Raw genomic sequence first — 17,999 nt, forward strand, 5'->3', positions numbered from 1 at the left:
CGTGTTGCGCGATCGTGCAAATTCTTGTTACGGTCCCTCCATCAGCCGGTCGACGAGGAGGAAACCGTGAAGAAGTTCTGGTCCGCGGGTCTGGGGATCACGCTGCTGGCGGCGACCGCCTGCGCCCCGGCGGCCGCGGTGTCGGACGCAGTGGACCCCGCGGTCGTGGTCACGGCCCAGGGCGCGGTGCGGGGGGAGGCCGACGGGGCGGTGCGGTCCTTCCAGGGGATCCCCTACGCCGAGGCCGACCGGTTCGAGGCCCCCCGCCCCGCCGCGGGCTGGGACGGTGTGCGGGACGCCACCGAGCCCGGGGAGCCGTGCGCGCAGCCCGCCGGGTACCCGATCGGCGAGTACAGCACCGAGGAGGACTGCCTCGACCTCAATGTCACCACTCCGGCCGGTGCGGAGGACGGCCTGCCGGTGATCGTCTGGATCCACGGCGGCAGCATGATGTTCGGCATGGGCGACCTGTACGGCCCCGACCGGCTCGCGGCCGGCGGCGCCGTGGTGGTGTCGATGAACTACCGCCTGGGCGTCACCTCCTTCCTCACCCACCCCGACCTGCCCGAGTCGGGCGCCCTCGCGCTGGACGACCAGCGGGCCGCCCTGCGCTGGGTGCGGGAGAACATCGCGGCCTTCGGCGGCGACCCGGGCAACGTGACGGTCATGGGCCAGTCCGGCGGCGGCCTCGGCATCTGCGGGCACCTCGTGTCCCCGGAGTCCGAGGGGCTCTTCCAGCGGGCGATCGTCCAGAGTGCGCCCTGCTCCGCGCCGGGTGCCGCCTCCCGGGACCGCGGGACGGCCGAGGCGGAGGGCGCCGAAGTGATCGACGCGGTCGGGTGCGCGGACGCCGGGGACGTGGCGGCGTGCCTGCGGGAGGTGCCGATCGGGGAACTGGTGGAGGCTTACGGCCCGTGGCGGGAACCGCGCCCGGTCAGCGGGACGCCCGCGCTGCCGCTCCCGGTCGACGAGGCGCTGGAGGCGGGGCGGTTCCATCGGGTCCCCGTCCTGATCGGGGTCAACCACGACGAGGAGAACGGCATGGTGCTCGGCACGGAGCTGGCGTCCGGTGCCCCCATGGCGGACGGGGAGTACGAGCCCGCGGTGAGGGAGGCCTACGGCGACGACGCCGACGCCGTCCTCCGGCGCTACCCGCGGGGCGACGCCGCGGGACCGAGCCTGGCACGGGTGCGGACCGACTCCGTCTGGTCGGTGCCGACCCTGGACACCGCCCGGGCGCTCTCGCGCCGGACCGACGTGCGGATGTACGAGTTCGCCGAGCGGGGGACCCCGTGGTTCGCGGGCTACGACGAGCCGAGCTTCCCGGCCGACTCCCAGCACATGGCCGAGCTGCCCTACATCTTCGACCTGGAGCTGTTCCAGGGGCTCACCCCCGCGCAGGCCGCGTTCGGCGACCGCCTGATCGGGGCCTGGACGCGCTTCGCCGCCACGGGCGACCCCTCCGGCGGCGGTGAGGCGGAGTGGGACCGGCTGCGCGACGACCGCGGCCCGGCCGGCTGGTACGTGCAGTCCCTCGACTCGGGGGAGTGGGGGCGCGCCGACTTCGCCCGGGAGCACGGCTACGGCTTCTGGAGCCGCCTCGGGGGCTGAGGGCCGCCGGGACCGGAACGCGGAAGGGGGCGGGGCCGTGCGGCCCCGCCCCCTTCGCGGTGGCGGTTTCGGTTCCGGGTCCGGGCCTAGAAGGCGGACTCGGGGACCTCCATGAGGTCGTTGGTGACGTTCTCCGCGATACGGCGCTCGGCGGCGATGCGCGGCAGGAACTGGTCGGCGAAGAAGCGCGCGGCGGCGATCTTGCCGGTGTAGAAGTCCTTGTCGTCGCCCTGGGCGCCGTCGATCCTGTTCAGCGCGACCTCGGCCTGGCGCAGCAGCAGCCAGCCCAGGACCACGTCGCCGAAGGCCATGAGCAGGCGGACCGAGTTGAGGCCCACCTTGTACAGCTCGCGCGGGTTCTCGGCGGAGCCCATCGCGTGGCCGACCATGACCTCGACGATCTTCTCGACGTTCTCGGTCGCCTCGAGGAGCAGCTTGCGCTCCTCCTTGAGCTGCCCGTTGCCCGCCTCGCTGTTGGCGAAGGCCTTGATCTCGCCCGCGAGGGTGCCCAGCGCCTGGCCGCCGTTCTTCAGGATCTTGCGGAAGAAGAAGTCCTGGGCCTGGATGGCGGTGGTGCCCTCGTAGAGGGTGTCGATCTTGGCGTCGCGGATGTACTGCTCGATCGGGTACTCCTGCAGGAAGCCGGAGCCGCCCAGGGTCTGCAGCGACTCGGCCAGCAGCGCGTAGGAGCGCTCGGAGCCGACACCCTTGACGATCGGGAGCAGGAGGTCGTTCATGGCCTCCAGCGCGGAGTGGTCCTCGCCCTTGGCCTTGGCGATCTGGATGGCGTCCTGCTGCGTGGCCGTCAGCGTGACCAGGGCGCGCATGGCCTCCACGTAGGACTTCTGCGTCATGAGGCTGCGGCGCACGTCCGGGTGGTGGGTGATGGTGACCTTCGGGGAGTCCTTGGCGCCGGCGAGGTCGTTGCCCTGCACGCGCTCCTTGGCGTACTCCAGGGCGTTGAGGTAGCCGGTGGACAGGGTGGCGATCGCCTTCGTCCCGACCATCATGCGCGCGTACTCGATGATGAGGAACATCTGGCGGATGCCGTCGTGCTTGTCGCCGACGAGGTAGCCGATGGCGGGGTGCTTGTCGCCGAAGGTCAGCTCGCAGGTGGTGGAGGCCTTCAGGCCCATCTTGTGCTCGACGTTGGTCACGTAGGCGCCGTTGCGCTCACCGAGGGAGCCGTCCTCGTTGACCAGGTACTTGGGGACGAGGAAGAGCGAGAGGCCCTTGGTGCCGGGGCCCGCGCCCTCGGGGCGCGCCAGTACCAGGTGGAAGATGTTCTCGGTCATGTCCTGCTCGGCCGAGGTGATGAAGCGCTTCACGCCCTCGATGTGCCAGGTGCCGTCGCCCTGGTCGGTGGCCTTGGTGCGGCCGGCGCCGACGTCGGAGCCCGCGTCGGGCTCGGTCAGCACCATGGTGGCGCCCCAGCCACGCTCGATGGCGAGCCTCGCGAACTCCTTCTGCTTCTCGTTGCCCTCGGAGTAGAGGATGCTCGCGAAGCCCGGACCAGCGGAGTACATGTGGATGGACGGGTTGGCGCCCAGGATCAGCTCGGCCGCGGCCCACACGAGGGAACGGGGCGCGCCGAGGCCGTCGAGCTCCTGCGGGAGGTCGAGGTTGTACCAGCCGGCGTCCATGTAGGCCTGGTACGACTTCTTCAGGCTCTCGGGGATCCGGACGGTGTTGGTCTTGGGGTCGAAGACCGGGGGGTTGCGGTCCGCGTCCTCGAACGACTCGGCGACGACGCCGGTCGCGAGGCGGTTGACCTCGTCCAGGATCGTCCGCGCGGTCTCCTCGTCCAGCTCCTCGAACGGGCCCTGGCCCAGGATGTCCTGGCGGTTGAACAGCTCGAAGAGGTTGAACTGGATGTCGCGCAGGTTGCTCTTGTAATGCGTCATGGACAGCTCCGCTGTGTCCCTGGCCGCGGTGTCTGTACACGCGGATCTACCGACTAGTAACAAGTCAATGTTACTACCGAGTAGCGCTCTGCGCCAGTAGGGAGAGGAGGCTGTGTCCCGTCGGACAGGGAGATGTGGCGAAACGCCTGGTGGAACGGGGCGGGCCGGACGGCCGGGGAGCGGTCGGGCGCCCCCGCCGGCGTGCGGCCCTCAGACGGCGCCCCCTCCGCCCACCGGGACCAGGGTCAGCACCACCCGGTCGATCCCGTCCAGGTGCAGCAGCGTGTGCGCCGCGTCGTCGGCGAACCCCGAGATCACCAGGCTGCGCAGCCCCAGGGCGGTCGCGCACAGCGTCACGTTCTGCGCGATGTGCCCCGCCTCCTGGAACAGCAGCCGCAGCGCCCGCTGCCCGTACCCCGCCCGCAGCCGGCCGACGTCGCCGACCAGGAACACGAACGCGCCCGCGCTCGCCGTCACCATGCCGGGCATCCCGTCCGCCGACGGGCGCAGGAAGGGGGACAGCGCCGTCAGCCGCTCCACCGGCACCGGCCCGTCCGCCCGCACCAGCGCGTGCCCCTGCGGCCGGTAGCGGTAGGTGCCCGGCTCCAGGCCCGCCACGTCCCGCACCACCGCCCACACCTCGGTCGCGTACGCCCCGCCCGGGCTGGGGTGGTTGCGCGGCGGCCGGTGCCGCCCCGGCTCCCCGGCGCGTTCGGCGCTGATCCCGGCGGCGTGTCCCAGCAGCGACGACAGCTCCGCCAGCGTCGGCCCGGGCCCGTAGCCGCCGTGCGCGCTGGACCTGCGGGCCAGCACCTCGCCCAGCGGGGCGGTGAGCGGCGGCGGGGGAGGCAGCTCCGTGACGGGCGCCCAGGGGAAGGGGTCGTCGGCCGCGGGCCGTCCGTCGGGGGTGGCGGGCGACGGGCGGGCCTCCGCCGGATCGGCCGGGGGCGGGACCGGCCGGGGCAGCTGCGCCGTGGCGATGGCCTCGGCCCGGTACTTGGAGGCCTCCGCGTAGACCCGGTCCGGGGCGGCCGCCCCGTCCGCGAAGTAGTCCGGGGCCGCCTCCCAGCGCGGGTACGCCAGCGACACCAGCCAGACGATCCGCCGCTCGTCGTCGATGTCCAGCCCCAGCCGGTTGTGGTGCATGTGCAGCAGCGACCACACGATCCGGGTGAGGTCGTTGGCCAGCGGCCGCCCGGCGTGCAGCGCCCGCAGCCGGTCCACGGTCTCCCCGAGCGCCCGCGTCCACAGGTGGTGGGTGCTGCCGCCCTCCTGCGACACCAGCCGCTCCAGCACCGAACGCCGTTGCAGCCACTTGGCCGGGGCGGAGTGGAACAGCCGCTCCGCCTCCAGCCGGGGGGTGTCGCCGCCCCGCGCCACCTCCGCCGAGAAGTCCCAGGCGGCGTGGTAGCCGCGGGCCTGGCGCACCGCCTCCACGTCGCCCAGCCCCAGCACCCCGAACGCCAGCGACACCATGTCGGCGGCGACCGCCTGCCGCTGCCCGGCCCGGGGCGCGGCCCGCAGCACCGCCAGGGCGACGGCGGTGCTCGCGCAGAAGAAGTCCTCGCACACCTCCAGCGCGTCCGGGCCGCCGTAGCGCTCGGTCTCCGGCTCGTAGACCGCGTCGGCGACCTCGCCGTCGGCGTGCCAGTCGGAGTGGTCGGCCTGCGGCAGCCCCCGGTAGTAGGTGTCCGGGGCCAGTTCCAGGGCCGCGGCGGAGGTGCGGGCGGCCGCCGTGCGCATCCGGGCGGCGAACCCGCGCACCGCGTCGGGGTCGCCGTCCAGGAACCGCACCCGCAGGTGCGGGCCGCCCGCCCAGTAGCGGATGAAGAACCACGCCTTGGCGCCCCCGTCCGAGACCAGGGCGTCGGCGGCCGGGGCCAGGTGTTCGAGCAGGAACGCGTCGATGTCCTCGCGGCTGCGGTGGAGGTGGACGTACACGGCGGACCAGGTGCGGCTCATCGGGGTCCTTCGGGCTCGCGGCGAACGGGGGAGGGGGCCGGGTCAGAGCAGGAGGGCGCGCGTAGCGCTTCCGTTGAGGGTGGTGGGGGGTGACGGGTCGGGGAGGACGGCGTCCACGGGCAGGTCCAGGTAGGCGCCGCGCTCGGCGCGCACCCACAGCTGGTAGGCGGGGGTCGTGTCGGGGCCCAGCCCGAGCACGGCCGCCCATTCGGACTCCGTGTAGTTGCGCATGGGCCGGGCGCACAGCCCGCTCCCCGCGGCGGCCAGGCAGCCCCACTGGGTGATCCAGCCGAGCAGGGGGTGCAGGGCGGTCTGGGCGCGGTCGCCGAACGCCCGCGCCCACGGCCCGAAGTCCGCGGACAGGGTGTACCCCAGCGAGGAGGAGGCGTTGGTGTCCCCGGTGCGCGGCACCGGACGGTCGGGGCCGGTGCCGCCGCCGGGGTACAGCTCGGCGGCGACCCGGTCGTCGACCCGGTCCCCGGCGAGCACGACCCGGTCCAGCCGCAGGGTGCCCGCGGGAGCGGCCGGGACCGCGGCGGCCAGCGCCGCCGCCAGGGCGGCGGTGACGCCGGCGCCGTCCTCGGGGGACACGTACGCGCTGGTGACCAGGTTGGCGGTGGACACCCCGCTGGTCCGCGCGTCGAGCCAGTCCCGCAGGCCCGTCCCCGCCGCGGCGCGCGCCGCCACCGCCGCGACCCGGGCGAGGGCCCCGGCGCCGACCTCCACCGCCCCGGCGGCACCCGCCGGTCCGGCCGCCGGCCGGGCCTCCGGGACGGCCGCCGCGTCGTCGGCGGCCCCGGTCGTTCCTCCGGCCTCCGCACCGGGCTCGGTCGTGAGCAGGGCGCAGGGGACGAAGCCCTCGGGCACCGGGACCCCCGCGGGGGCGAACAGGGTGCGGGGGGCCAGCCCGGCGCGGGTCAGCGCCAGGCCCAGGGTCGCGGCCAGGTGGCCGCCCTCCAGCAGCGCCAGCGACGGCCGCAGCCGCCCGTACTCGGGCGGGTAGCGCCGGTGGTCCACCGCCACCGCGACCCGCGCCCCGGCCAGGGCGGCCTCCAGGTCGTCGGGCACCGGTGACCCGGCCCAGGGGTGCAGGGCGCAGGTGCGCGGGTCCATCCGCAGGCACCACCCCCCGCCCCCGGCGGGCAGCAGGAAGACGTCGGCGCCGAACAGCCCGCGCGGCGACGGGTAGGCGCGGTGCACCGGGTAGCGGTCGGCCGGGGAGACCCGGCGCACCCGCACCGCCTCCGCGCAGGCCGCCGCCAGGCGCGCCCCCGGGGACCAGCCGCCCCCGATCGCGGGCCCCGCGGCGTCCGCCGCGCGCAGCGCGGCCAGCGCTCCCCGCGCCGGCTCCGGCAGCGGCGCACCGGCCGCCGTCCGCAGCGCCGGATCGCCCAGCGTCCGGCCGAAGAACAGGGTCCGCACCGGTTCCACGTCCTTGTCGTGGGACTGCGCGTGGAACGCCGCCAGCGCCCGCGCCTCCTGCGCGGCCGTCACGGGAACGGGTGCGGGACCGGGTACATCTCGCCGGGTCGCTCCCACGGGACACCTCCCTCGAACAGGTCGGACGCCCGGGCCAGCCGTTCCAGGCCGCGCGTCCTGCGGTGGGTGTGGCCGAACGTCATCGGCAGCGCCCCCGGCACGATCACCTTGACCGACCGCACCCCGGCGGCCTCCGTGTACGGGGCGCTGCTCTGGTCCACGACGACCACGTCCAGGTCCAGGCCGTGCAGCACCGCCAGGCGCTCGCGCAGCACCGCGCCCAGGTCGGCTCCAGCGAACGAGGACGGCCCGCGGGCCGCGAACTCCTCCGCCGGCACCGTCCCGGACGGGTGCTCCAGGAACTCCCAGTGCGGACGGGCCTCCCACAGCCCGTGCATACCGGTGTGGTCCTCCAGGGTTCTGACCAGCGTGAAGTCGTCCAGCATCGGGCGGCACCGCTCCACGCTCACCGACTCCCGCATGCGCACCCACTTGGGGTACATGAGCGCGTTGGTGGCGGTCTCCTCCACCGCCGCCATCAGCGCCCGGTGCGGGTCGGCATGGGTGCCGGTGGCCAGGCTCATCGCGGGCGCCAGCCCGGAGCGCACCGCCTCCTCGGGGGCGGTCACCGTCGCGAGCGCGGTGGGCACACCCAGGTCGGAGGTGGCGTCCAGGACGCGCAGCCGCAGGCCACGCTCGGCGAGCAGGTCCAGCAGGTGCGCCAGCCCGGGGTGGTCCGCGGTGTCGACCTCGCGCAGCCGGGTCCGCGAGTACCAGGCGAGCAGGAAGGCGTCGCGCTCGATCACCTCGAACAGCCCGTACAGGACGGCCTCGGCGAGGTCGCCGCCGACGGCGCAGCCGTTGGACGACTCGTACAGGAAGCGGGTGTCGGCGGTGCCCGCGTGCCAGAACGCCACGTGCTCGGGGACCAGCACCGGGCGGCGCTCCCGGGTGGACCACCCCCAGACCCAGTGGGTGGGGGTGTGGGGGGTGTAGGGGACCGGGTCGAAGGCGGGATGGCTGTACCACTCGGGTTCGTGGAGCCCGAGCCGGGCGGGGTCGATGGCGTCCCCGGCCAGCGCGGCGTAGGAGCCCCACACGCGGGGCGCGCCGGTGTGGCGGTGGCCGCCGGTGACGCGCTCGACGCCCTCCAGCAGGGCGGGGACCTCGCTGTCGGTGAACCGGGTGGAGCGGCCGTAGCCGCCCTCCCGCCGGGTATGGCCGGGGGCGACGGTCTCGCAGGTGACCAGGGACAGGGGGGACTCCTCGTCCCGGTACAGGTGGGCGGCGGGGCCGAACCGGAAGTCCAGCAGCCGCTCGCGCAGCGCCTCGCGGTCCATCCGCCGCACCCGCAGCGCGTGCCCGGGGACCGGGCGCGGGGCGTCGAGGTCCAGCCCGCCGGGCACGCCCAGGCCCTCCCCGCCCGGGAAGCAGCGGGCGCACCGCGGGTGGGGGACGAAGGTGTGCCGGGTGACCTCGCCGGTGCGGCAGTCCAGCGCCCACAGCGCCCGCCGCAGGGCGTCGGGGTCGGCCGCCGCCGCCCGGACCAGGGCGGCCCAGGCGTCCTCCCACAGGGGGAGGAGCTCGGGCTCGCCGCCCTCGGGGCAGGAGTCGCCCTCCAGGTCGCGCCGCCACAGCCCCGCGCACCGGGAGCACCCGGTCCCGTCGCCGACCCACGGCCCGACGACGGCCAGTCCGCCGCTCATCCCCAGGTGCAGCACCCCGTCTCCGGCCGCCAGGGTGAGGGGCTCCGCCAGTGTCGCCCCCGCCGGTGAGGGGATTGGGGTGGTCACGTCCATACGGCCACCGCCGAGTGCACGCCGTGGGCGGCCCAGGGGCCGCGCCGCCGGGGGCGGCCACCTGGACGCGGCCGCTGTGGGCGGCCCAGGCGGCCAGGGAGGCGGCCGCCTCGGGGGTGCGGGCGGCGTGGGCCGCCAGGCCGGGCAGGTCCTCGCCCTGGACGGCGGCGACGGCGCGGAGCAGCGCCTCGCGCAGCGCCGCGTCCGGGTCGGCCGCCGCACCGGAGGCGAGCACCGCGGGTTCGGAGGTCCCGGCGGCGCGGACCTCGGCCCGCCACAGCCCGGCGCCCTCCAGTTCGTGGAAGCGGACGGTCGCGGCCACACCCGCTCGCAGCGTGAGCGCCGCCCACAGGCGACGGGCGGCCGCGGACATCGGACCCGGCGGGTCGACCTCCTTCCACGGCACCCCCGCGCGCAGCACCAGGTCGCCGACCGCGTCGCCGACCGCCTCGGCACGCGTCGACCCCAGGCCGCGGCCAGTGTCCCCGGGGGCGGACCCCCAGGCCACCGCGTGCAGCGAGCCGATCAGCGCGTCCAGCCGGGCCTGGGCGGTGGTGGTGCCGCAGCCGCTCGCCCCCCGGCGTCCGGTGCGGGCCAGTCCCACCGGGAGCTGGGGCAGGTCGCCCGGCGCGGGCTCGCCCACCGGGCCGAACACCCGGTCCCACAGGGACGCGAGCGCGTCCAGCCGGTCGGTGGTCAGCGGCGCGGGCTCCGGCGCCGCCGGGAAGTCCTCGGTGCGCCCGGCGTCCAGCGGCGGCAGCAGCGGCAGCCGGTGGGGCTCGGAGACCAGTTCGTCGGTGGTCACCAGGAACTCCGGGCTCGCCGCCCCCGCCGCCCCCTCCGTCACCCGGGCCACATGCGCCACCACGGCCAGCGCCAGCTGCGCCGCCACCAGCGTGCGCGCCGCCTCCGAGCCCGGCGCGCCCGGGTCGGCCCCCGCGGGCTCGTCCAGCGCCGCGGCCCAGGCGCGCAGCGCGGCGAGCGCCTCCGGGGAGGCCGGGGCGTCGCGCGGCCCCGCCGCCCACACCCCGCGTTCGGCGATGATCACGTGCAGGGCCTCCGGGTGCCCCGGCACGGCGGACCGGACGGCGGCCAGCACCCCCGGTTCCGGCGGCCCGGTGTCGGCGGACACGTCGCGGAACCCCGCCCGGCCCAGGGCGCGGCGCACCGCGGCCTCCACCGGGACCGACTCGGCGCGCACCCGCACCGCCGTGCCCCCCAGCGCCCGCAGCGCCGCGAACGGCCGCGAGGTCAGCGCCTCCAGGTGCGGGTAGGCGGCCTGCTCCGTCTCCTCCAGCTCATGCTCCTCCTCGGCCTCGCGCAGGAACCCGTGCTCCTCCAGCTGGTCGAGGACGCCGGTCAGCACCGGCCGCCCCTTCTCGGGGAACCCGCCGACCAGCGCCTCCCGGGTGAACCCCGAGCGCAGCACCGGCTCCAGCGCCCGCCACACCGCGTCCGCCGGGGCGCCGCGCAGCACCACCGCGGTCGCGCCCATGCTGACGGCGACCCCCTCGGCGGCCAGCGACCGGGCCCGCACGGCCCTCTTCAACCGCAGCATCGGCTCAGGCACCGCCCCTCCACGGCAGGGTCGGCTTCAGCCCCGGGTCGCCCTGCTGGTGCTCCACCACCCGGCGCACCGTCTCCTCCCAGGTCTCGCCCACCACCTCCTGGGCGGCCTCGGTGAACAGGTACGCGATCGAGTACCGCTGGATCGGGGTCACCCCCATCAGCGGCAGCAGGTCGAAGAAGCAGTTGATGAGGAACCGGAACGCCGCGAACCCGTACCCGTCCCCCAGCCGCGTGAAGTCCAGCTTGCGGAACTCCCGGTGGAAGTCGCTGTAGGACCGCTCGTCCGACCCGCTCCACCGCACCCGCACGTCGTCGCCGAACCGCGACGCCGCGGTCAGCCGGTCCTGGTGGGGGTAGGGCAGGATGTGGTCCCGCCGCGCCAGCTCCACCGCCTCGGGCAGCCACCGCCGCGTCCACTCCAGCCAGCCCGGTGCCGACGGGTCGGCGGCCCGCCCCTCGTGGATCGGGGCCAGCAGCGCCACCAGCTCCCCGCGCTGGGACCGGTAGGACTCCGCCAGCCGCGCCTGCGCGGTCCCGTCCGGGTCCGACCAGTGGAAGTACTCCTTCCAATGGGACAGGAACGCCTGGTACCCCGACCGCAGGCCCCACTCGGGGTACTGCGACGCGATGGCCCCCATCCCCGCGAACACGTGCGCGAACACGCCCGTCCCGTCCACCCGGTCGGCGACCAGCCCCAGCCCGTCGGTGAGCACCCGCCCCTTGAGCGCGATCGCCTCCGGCCCGCGCAGGAACGTGTCCACCGGGTCGCCGTCCAGCCGCAGCACCGAGTTGTCCGGCTCCAGCGGCGTGTAGGGGGGCTCCACCAGCTCCAGGCGCCCCAGCCGTTCGGAGAACGCCTCGTACCTGTCCGGGTCCAGCGTCGCCGCGGACGGCCGCCGCTCCAGGAACGAGCGCGCCCGCGCCTCGGCCAGGTCCGCGGCGTCGGCCACCGCACCGTCCCGCCCGTCCAGGTACAGCACGCAGTGCGGGCCCAGCCGCCAGTGCAGGTGCAGCCACGCCGCGGTGATCCCCGGCCGGGCCGCCGCGTCCCGCGCGGCCGGGACCAGGCACTCGCCCAGCAGGGCCGCCTTGTCGCTGTCGTAGTAGGTCACTCGGAGTCCGACGGTCACGGGACCAGCCTCACTTCGCCTGGGGGATCGGCCGCCTCGGTGGCGGCGGGGACGACGGCCAGTTCGAGGAACACCTCGGTGGCGTGCCGGCCGCGCGGGCCGCTGAGCCCCGCGTCCGCCGGGTCCGGGGACATCTCCTCGACGAGCAGCAGCGGGCCCAGGTGGTCGAGCCGCTTGGCGGCCGTGGCCGTGTGCAGCCTGCTCAGGAAGTCCATGTGCTGTGGCTTGGGCGCCATCGCGCGCTCCAGCGGGCCCAGCCGGGAGCCCTGGAGCGGGCGCGCGAACACCTGGTCGGGGATGCCGCGGGCCATCCGCATCGTGTTGACCCGCCGGTGCAGCTCCGCGGCGGACTCGCCGGGGCGGGCCGCCAGCTCCGCGGTCTCCAGCGCCCACCGGCGGCGGAACAGGGTGACGGACCCGGCGCGCACGCGCGGCACCGCGCCCGCGAACCCGTCCTCCTCCCAGCGGGCGTGCAGGTCCATCACCGTGTCGCCGAAGGAGAAGAACGGCGAGTCCGCGACCATCGCCACGAGCATCTCGTCGTAGGGCAGCGCGTGCGGGACCAGGAAACCCGTGTACAGCGGGTCGATCTCCCGGTCCGCCGCGTCCGCCGCGCCTGCGCCGGCGCCGCCGCGCCGCACCAGCCGCAGCCCGTCCGGGGTGTGCACCAGCGCCAGGTCGGCGGTGGCGGGGCCGGGCAGCAGCACCGGCTCGTCGCGCAGCGCCAGCTCCTCCCCGGCCAGCGGCGGCGCCAGGTTCGCGTTGAACCCCAGCGCCGACCGCATGTGGACGGTGGGGGTGCCGGGCGGGCCCGATCGCCGCACGTGCTCGGCGACCCGGTCGCGGGCCCGCGCCGGCAGAGCGGACAGGAACCGGCTGAAGTACCGGGCCCGCCCGCCGTACAGGTGGTTGAGGACGAGCCGGCCGCCGTCGGGCTGGCCGAACACCGCCAGGGAGCGGCGCGCCGTGAACTCGCGCTCGGGCAGGAGGCCGGCGATCTCGGCGACCACCGACGGATCGACCGCGACCTCCTCCCCGGTGGACCGGGCCAGCTCGGCCAGGTGGTCGACCGCCCGGCGCCGGGCCGCCACCAGGCGGCGCAGGCCGTCGCCCGGGTCGGGGACGCCGTCCAGGTCCCCGGCCATCAACCGCTGGGTCAGGGGGAACGCGGCCCGCGCGTGCACCGCGAACCCGTCCAGGTCGTCGCAGCGCCCGCCCGCGCCGTAGCGGGACACGAACACGCTCTCCAGCGCGCCCGACAGCATCCGCTGGTCGTCCAGGGCGAACAGCAGCGGCATGATCCGCCGCAGGTCGGCCGTCCACTCCCGGGACCACGCCCGCGGCACCGGGGCTCCCCGGGACACGTGGCAGTCCTCGACCAGGGGCGAGGAGGCGGCCTCCGGCGGAGCCGGGTCGGCCCCCGGCGGGGTCACCGCCGCCGACCACAGGCGCGACAGGCGCGTCACCGACCGGGCGCGCTCTGCGCCGTCCGCCTCCGCGAACCCCTTGAGGACCTCCTCGGTGGCGTCGAACGCCTCCTCCATCCGCGCCGCCGCCCGGCCCGGCAGCCGCCGCACCAGGTCGTGCCAGCGCCGGTCGTACTCCGGGTCCTGCTCGGCGGCGGGCGCCCAGGGCACCAGCACCCCGGCGTCGATGAGTTTGGCGAGCACGTCCCGCAGCGCCTCCGGGGGCCGCCCCAGGTCCGCGGCCAGCCCCTCGCCCAGGACCCGCAGCACCACCGGCCGGGCCGCCCGCCGCTCCAGCGAGGAGAGCAGGGCGCCCCAGGCCCCGGCCAGGGGCAGGCGCACCTCCTCCTCGCCGAACGCCTCCGCCCGCGCGCCCGGCGAGGGCGGCGCCCAGCGGCGGCGGCGCACCAGCAGCCGGTCGCCCTCGCGGCGCGCCCCGCCGGTGAGCACCCACTCCAGCTCCGGGCGCGCCTCCGGGTCGGCGGCCAGCGCCCGCGCGGCCTGGCGCACCAGCAGCCGGCGCAGCCCCGCCACGGTGGTGGAGCGCAGCGGCTCCCCGTCCCGGGTCGGCGAGGACGGGTGCTCCAGGTCGTCGAAGTGCACGCCGGTGTACAGCGAGTACGGGCTCACCTTGACCGTGGACCGGGAGTGGTAGCGCACCAGGGCCGGCTCGGCCTTGCGCATCCGCTTGTCCGGGGCCCGGTCGGCCGGGGCCGCGGCCCGCGCCGCCACCGCCCGGTGCAGGTCCGGGCTGGACAGCGCGGTGCTGCGGTCGGTGGCCGGGTCGCGCGCCCACGCAGCGAGCTCGGCGCGCTCCTCGGCCAGCGCGGCCGGGTGCGCGTCGTCCAGGGCTGCGGTGGCCGCCCGGGTCCGCTCCCAGCTGTCGGTCCACTCGCCCAGCGCGCCGATCCGCCAGGTCAGCGGATCGCCGACCAGGGGCGCGCGCGGCGGGCGCCGGTTGAAGACGTCGCGTTTGACGGCGAGCGCGGTCCGCCGGTCCGCCTCCTCCTCCAGCGTCGGGGCGAGCAGGTGGAGGGCCTCCAACAGGTGGTCGCGGATGCGTTCGCGGTGCGCCTCCTCGTCGGCGAGGGTGCGCAGCAGGTCCCGCTCCAGGTCGGCGCGGGCCGAACGCAGCGGGCGGTAGGGGTACAGGTTCACGCGGGAGACCAGGTACGGGCCCTCCACGTGCTCGAAGCGGTCGGCGGGACCGGGTGTGCTCACGCGCCCTCCGTGCCCGCGTCCGCGTCCTTGCGCTTGCCCGCGCCGAACCCGCGCGGCTCCCGCTCCGACGCCCACCGGAACCAGCGCAGCGCCACCACGGTGCCCAGCAGCGACCAGCCCAGCAGCAGCCACACCGACGGCCAGTCCCACAGCGGGCCGCCCTCCGACAGGGCCCCGTGCAGCAGCACCGTCAGCGGGCGCCCGGGCAGCACGTCCACGATCGCGCCCAGGGTGTCGCCCAGCGGCAGGATGATGAACCCGCCCGCCAGGAACGCGGTGGGGAAGAAGATGCCGTTGATCATCGGCACCGCGGCGTCGGCGTTGGGCGGCAGCAGGGAGGCCGCCGCCCCCAGCGGGGCCATGCACACGAACCCGAGCGCGACCGCCGCCAGCAGCAGCGGGACGCGCTCCGCCGGGACGCTCACGCCCATGAACACGCCGATCACGACGATCACCGCGAGCACGACGACCGTGGTCAGCAGAGTGTTGGCGAGGTAGGCGCCCATCACCGTGACCGGCTTGACCGGGGTGGTCCGGAAGCGCTTGAACAGCCCGTGGTGGCGGCGGATGGCCAGCCCGATCGCCACGTTCGCGAACGCCACCGACATCAGGGCGAAGCCCAGGACGCCGCCGAAGCTCAGGTTGGCCTGGGTGATGGAGTAGTCGCCCAGGTCCAGGACCGTGTCGGCCTCGGAGCGGAACGCGAACCCGAAGCCGAGGTAGAACATCACCGGCATCAGCACGATGAACGCCAGCGTGATCGGGGAGCGCCAGAACTCCTTGAGCTCCCCGTCGACGTGCAGCAGGAAGGTGCGCAGCCCGTTGGCGCGGGCGCCCGCGCGGCGTGCGGCGGGCGCGGTGTCGGTGGTGCTCATTCGGCCTTCCCCGAGGTGGTCTTCTCCGCGCCCGCGTCGAGCATCGCCAGGTAGGCGTCGTCGAGGGTGGGCGGCACGATGGTCAGCCCGCTGATGGTGGCCCTCTCCCGCTCCGCCCAGGCCTGGACGTCGCGGACCACGGAGTCCTGGTCGTCGGTGTGGATGCGCACCCGCCCGTTGACCAGGCTCGCCCCGGCGGGAAGGCGGTCGGCGCCGACGCCCGGGTCGGCGAACTCCACGACGGTGAACGCGGAGGAGGACCGGACCAGCTCGTCCGGGGTGCCCGAGGCGATGAAGGAGCCGTCGCGGATGACGTCCACCCGGTCGGCCAGCTCCTGCACCTCGGCGAGGTCGTGCGAAGTGAGGATGACGGTGGTGCCGCTGTCGCGCAGCCCCGCGACCAGGCCGCGGATGCGGCGGCGCGACACCGGGTCCAGGCCGGTGGTGGGCTCGTCGAGGAAGAGCAGCTCGGGGCGGCCGGTCAGGGCCAGGGCCAGGTCGAGGCGGCGGAGCTGGCCGCCGGAGAGGGACTTGACCAGGGCGCCGCGCTTCTCGGCGAGGTCGACCTGTTCGAGGATCTCGTCCAGGCCCACCGGGTCGGGGTAGTAGGAGGCGTGGCGGCGCAGGATGTCGCGCACGGACAGGCCGGGTTCGAGCATGGACTGCTGGAGGACCACGCTCATCCGGGTGCGCAGCCGGGCGAAGTCGCGGCGGTTCCCGGGATCGAGCCCCAGGACGGACAGCCGGCCGGAGGTGCGGCCGCGGTGGCCCTCCAGGATCTCGATGAGGGTGGTCTTCCCGGCGCCGTTGGGGCCGAGCAGGGCGGAGATCGTACCGGTGGGCACCCGGTAGTCGATGCCGTGGAGGACTTCGCCCTTGCCGTAGTCCTTGGTGATGCCCGCGGCCTCGATGGCGTGTTCGGTGGGGACTTCTGCGGCGGCGGGTGCGGGGTCGCCGGAGCCGCCGGTGTCGCTGGGGTGCACGTGCTGCCCTCGGTGTTCTCGTGGGGTTCGCGGGTGGGGGCGGCCCCCCGACCGGTGGGGAACCGCCCTGGGTGCAGGGCTCGGACCGGATCCGGGTCCGGGTCCGGGTCAGCGCCGGGCCGGAAGCGGATGGTCGATCCGGTTGGAAACCGGACACCCGATCCGTATCGGCCTCGGATGGCCGATCCGCTTCAGAGCCGGATGGCCCGTCCGGATAGGAGCCGGATGACCGATCCGGTTCCAGATCGGATAGTCGATCCGCTTCAGATCCGGATGACCGATCCGGATCGAGACCGGATGACCGATCCGGTTCGGGGCCGGATCAGCCGCACGAACCCGAGGAGCAGCAGCTGCTGGAACCGCAGCACGAGGTGGAGGTGCAGCTGCTGGAACCGCTGGTCGCGCCGGTCTCGGGGACGGCGACGGCCTCGCGGACGCTCATGACCTCCATGTCGGAGAAGTCGAGGTCGGGCAGTTCGATGGAGGGGGAGTCCTGCATGGGGGAACCTTTCGTGGAAGAGAAAACGTCACCCGTTCGTCCACGCTTTGACCGGTCGACCGGACGCGGCTTTTCCCTATCGAGTCGGTGGGTCTTTCCTTGCGGAGAGACCGTCCCCGGGTAAGGGGGTGGCCGAAAACGGTCAACGGGTTTATCGCCTGTGCAGCGTGAATGTGCGACGGGGGGTTTGGGGGTCGTGGAACGGGGGATGTGGAAAGGTCGCTCCGCACGTGGAGCGCGATCCGTCGGTCACACGCCGGGACCCGGTCCCGGCCTGTCGGCGGTGTGCGGGGTCAGCCGCAGGAACCGCCGGAGCAGCAGCTGCTGGAGCCGCAGCAGGAGGTGGAGGTGCAGCTGCTGGAGCCGCTGGTCGCGCCGGTCTCGGGGACGGCGACGGCCTCGCGGACGCTCATGACCTCCATATCGTCGAAGTTCAGCTCGGGCAGGTCGATGTCCAGAGCCGTGGATTCGGGCATGGTGAGCCCCTTCGTTCGTTTCGTGCGCGGTCCCCCGGGCGGCACGAAAATAACATGCGGCGCGGAAAGCGGATAGGGGCTGTATCGACCATTCTCCGTAGCGTGTCCTCGGGTTCGCGTTCCCGTAACAATGGAAAACGACCGGGAGGGCTGTGCGGTATGGGGTCCCGAAAGGTCTGGAATTCCAAGGATTGTTTCCGGTGGGGTCCGCGGTGCTCAGCGGCGGTGTGCGGCGGGACCCGGGCGCACGGCTCCGGGCGCCGCCGGGCCCGCGCCCCGTTCGCCGTGCCGCAGATCCGGGCCGGCCGGGCGCGCCGCCAGGGCGCGGAAGAGGCGGAGGACGGCGGCGGACCCGCCCAGCCACAGGGCGAGGACGACCGGCAGGTTGAGGTCGTCCGCCCCCTCGAGGAGGGCGAGGGCCACCAGCAGCGCCGAGGAGGCCAGCGCGCACAGGAACGAGACCGGGTTCCGCAGCCGGAGGAAGGCGTACCAGAGCAGGAGGGGGGAGATCAGGCCCAGGGTCGCCAGGGAGACCAGGCCGGCCAGGGCCGGGCCGATCCACGCCCAGGCCGGGTCCGGGCCGGGGGGTCCGGGCCGCCGAACGGGGGAACCGTTGATGGCCATGGCCTCATGGTAGGCGCCGGACCCGCGGATCAGAAGGCCGTACCCGGCACCCGGGGAGTACGTCCGGGGAGTGCTGACCGGTACCCGGGGGAGCGCCGGGAGGTGCGTCCGGGGGAGTGCCCGGCTCCCGGGACGTGCGTCCTGTGAGGGCCGTGTTCGGCGGCCCGGGCGTGTGCCCGGGGCTGCCCTGCCCGGCACCCGAGTTGTGCCTGGGAAGTGCGGCCGGGGCCGGTCCCCGGGGGTATCGTGCCCGGCGTCCGGAGAGCACGCCGGGGGTGCCGTGACACCCCCGGCGTGTGGCCGGGGCTGCCCTGCCCGGCACCCGAGCTGTGCCTGGGAAGTGCGGCCGGGGCCGGCCCCCGGGGTATCGTGCCCGGCGTCCGGAGAGCACGCCGGGGGTG

13 protein-coding genes are annotated in these 17,999 nt (G+C 75.2%); 2 read left to right on the plus strand and 11 right to left on the minus strand.

All coding sequences use genetic code 11. The features are described 5' to 3' along the window. Positions 1-66: 66 nt before the first annotated feature. The gene (locus KGD84_RS01565) at positions 67-1,611 is read left to right on the plus strand and encodes a carboxylesterase/lipase family protein (protein WP_220564346.1); all 1,545 of its coding nucleotides are present in this window, start codon (positions 67-69) and stop codon (positions 1,609-1,611) included. A gap of 86 nt (positions 1,612-1,697) precedes the next feature. On the opposite strand, the gene KGD84_RS01570 is transcribed toward KGD84_RS01565, so the two are convergent. From KGD84_RS01570 to KGD84_RS01585, 4 genes are all read right to left on the minus strand, one after another. Then, the gene (locus KGD84_RS01570; RefSeq protein WP_220564347.1) at positions 1,698-3,515 is read right to left on the minus strand and encodes an acyl-CoA dehydrogenase; all 1,818 of its coding nucleotides are present in this window, start codon (positions 3,513-3,515) and stop codon (positions 1,698-1,700) included. Positions 3,516-3,725: 210 nt separating this feature from the next. Further along, positions 3,726-5,477 carry a thiopeptide-type bacteriocin biosynthesis protein gene (locus KGD84_RS01575; RefSeq protein WP_220564348.1) on the minus strand — a complete coding sequence of 584 codons (1,752 nt, stop codon included), beginning with the start codon at positions 5,475-5,477 and terminating at the stop codon, positions 3,726-3,728. Between the two features lie 42 nt (positions 5,478-5,519). Beyond that, positions 5,520-6,971 (minus strand): nitroreductase family protein, encoded by a 1,452-nt coding sequence (locus KGD84_RS01580; RefSeq protein ID WP_255646963.1) that lies wholly within the window; start codon positions 6,969-6,971, stop codon positions 5,520-5,522. Continuing rightward, positions 6,968-8,755 carry a TOMM precursor leader peptide-binding protein gene (locus KGD84_RS01585; protein WP_220564350.1) on the minus strand — a complete coding sequence of 596 codons (1,788 nt, stop codon included), beginning with the start codon at positions 8,753-8,755 and terminating at the stop codon, positions 6,968-6,970. The genes KGD84_RS01580 and KGD84_RS01585 overlap by 4 nt, the downstream gene beginning before the upstream one ends. A 23-nt stretch (positions 8,756-8,778) precedes the next feature. Between KGD84_RS01585 and KGD84_RS01590 the strand changes: the two genes are divergently transcribed. After that, positions 8,779-10,029 carry a hypothetical protein gene (locus KGD84_RS01590; protein WP_260697177.1) on the plus strand — a complete coding sequence of 417 codons (1,251 nt, stop codon included), beginning with the start codon at positions 8,779-8,781 and terminating at the stop codon, positions 10,027-10,029. A 288-nt stretch (positions 10,030-10,317) separates the two neighbouring features. On the opposite strand, the gene KGD84_RS01595 is transcribed toward KGD84_RS01590, so the two are convergent. The 7 genes from KGD84_RS01595 to KGD84_RS01625 all read right to left on the minus strand — a co-directional run bounded on the left by KGD84_RS01595 (position 10,318) and on the right by KGD84_RS01625 (position 17,598). After that, a complete protein-coding gene (locus tag KGD84_RS01595) occupies positions 10,318-11,454 on the minus strand; it encodes a lantibiotic dehydratase C-terminal domain-containing protein (RefSeq protein WP_220564351.1) in 1,137 nt (378 codons plus the stop codon). Further along, a complete protein-coding gene (locus KGD84_RS01600; RefSeq protein WP_220564352.1) occupies positions 11,451-14,141 on the minus strand; it encodes a lantibiotic dehydratase family protein in 2,691 nt (896 codons plus the stop codon). The genes KGD84_RS01595 and KGD84_RS01600 overlap by 4 nt, the downstream gene beginning before the upstream one ends. Further along, complete coding sequence (locus KGD84_RS01605; RefSeq protein WP_220564353.1) at positions 14,138-15,016, minus strand: ABC transporter permease; 879 nt, start codon at positions 15,014-15,016, stop codon at positions 14,138-14,140. The genes KGD84_RS01600 and KGD84_RS01605 overlap by 4 nt, the downstream gene beginning before the upstream one ends. Continuing rightward, a complete protein-coding gene (locus KGD84_RS01610; protein ID WP_220564354.1) occupies positions 15,013-15,999 on the minus strand; it encodes an ABC transporter ATP-binding protein in 987 nt (328 codons plus the stop codon). Before KGD84_RS01610 ends, KGD84_RS01605 begins: the two co-directional genes overlap by 4 nt. Before the next feature lie 322 nt (positions 16,000-16,321). Next, on the minus strand, positions 16,322-16,498 hold the full coding sequence (locus KGD84_RS01615; RefSeq protein WP_073380607.1) for a thiazolylpeptide-type bacteriocin: 177 nt from the start codon (positions 16,496-16,498) through the stop codon (positions 16,322-16,324). 293 nt (positions 16,499-16,791) lie between these two features. Further along, entirely contained in the window at positions 16,792-16,974 is a 183-nt protein-coding gene (locus KGD84_RS01620; protein ID WP_220564355.1) for a thiazolylpeptide-type bacteriocin, read from the minus strand. Between the two features lie 216 nt (positions 16,975-17,190). Next, positions 17,191-17,598: a hypothetical protein gene (locus KGD84_RS01625; RefSeq protein WP_220564356.1), complete on the minus strand. Its 408-nt coding sequence runs from the start codon at positions 17,596-17,598 to the stop codon at positions 17,191-17,193. Positions 17,599-17,999: the final 401 nt, after the last annotated feature.

The organism is Nocardiopsis changdeensis (assembly GCF_018316655.1).
In the GTDB taxonomy this organism is placed as follows: domain Bacteria; phylum Actinomycetota; class Actinomycetes; order Streptosporangiales; family Streptosporangiaceae; genus Nocardiopsis; species Nocardiopsis changdeensis.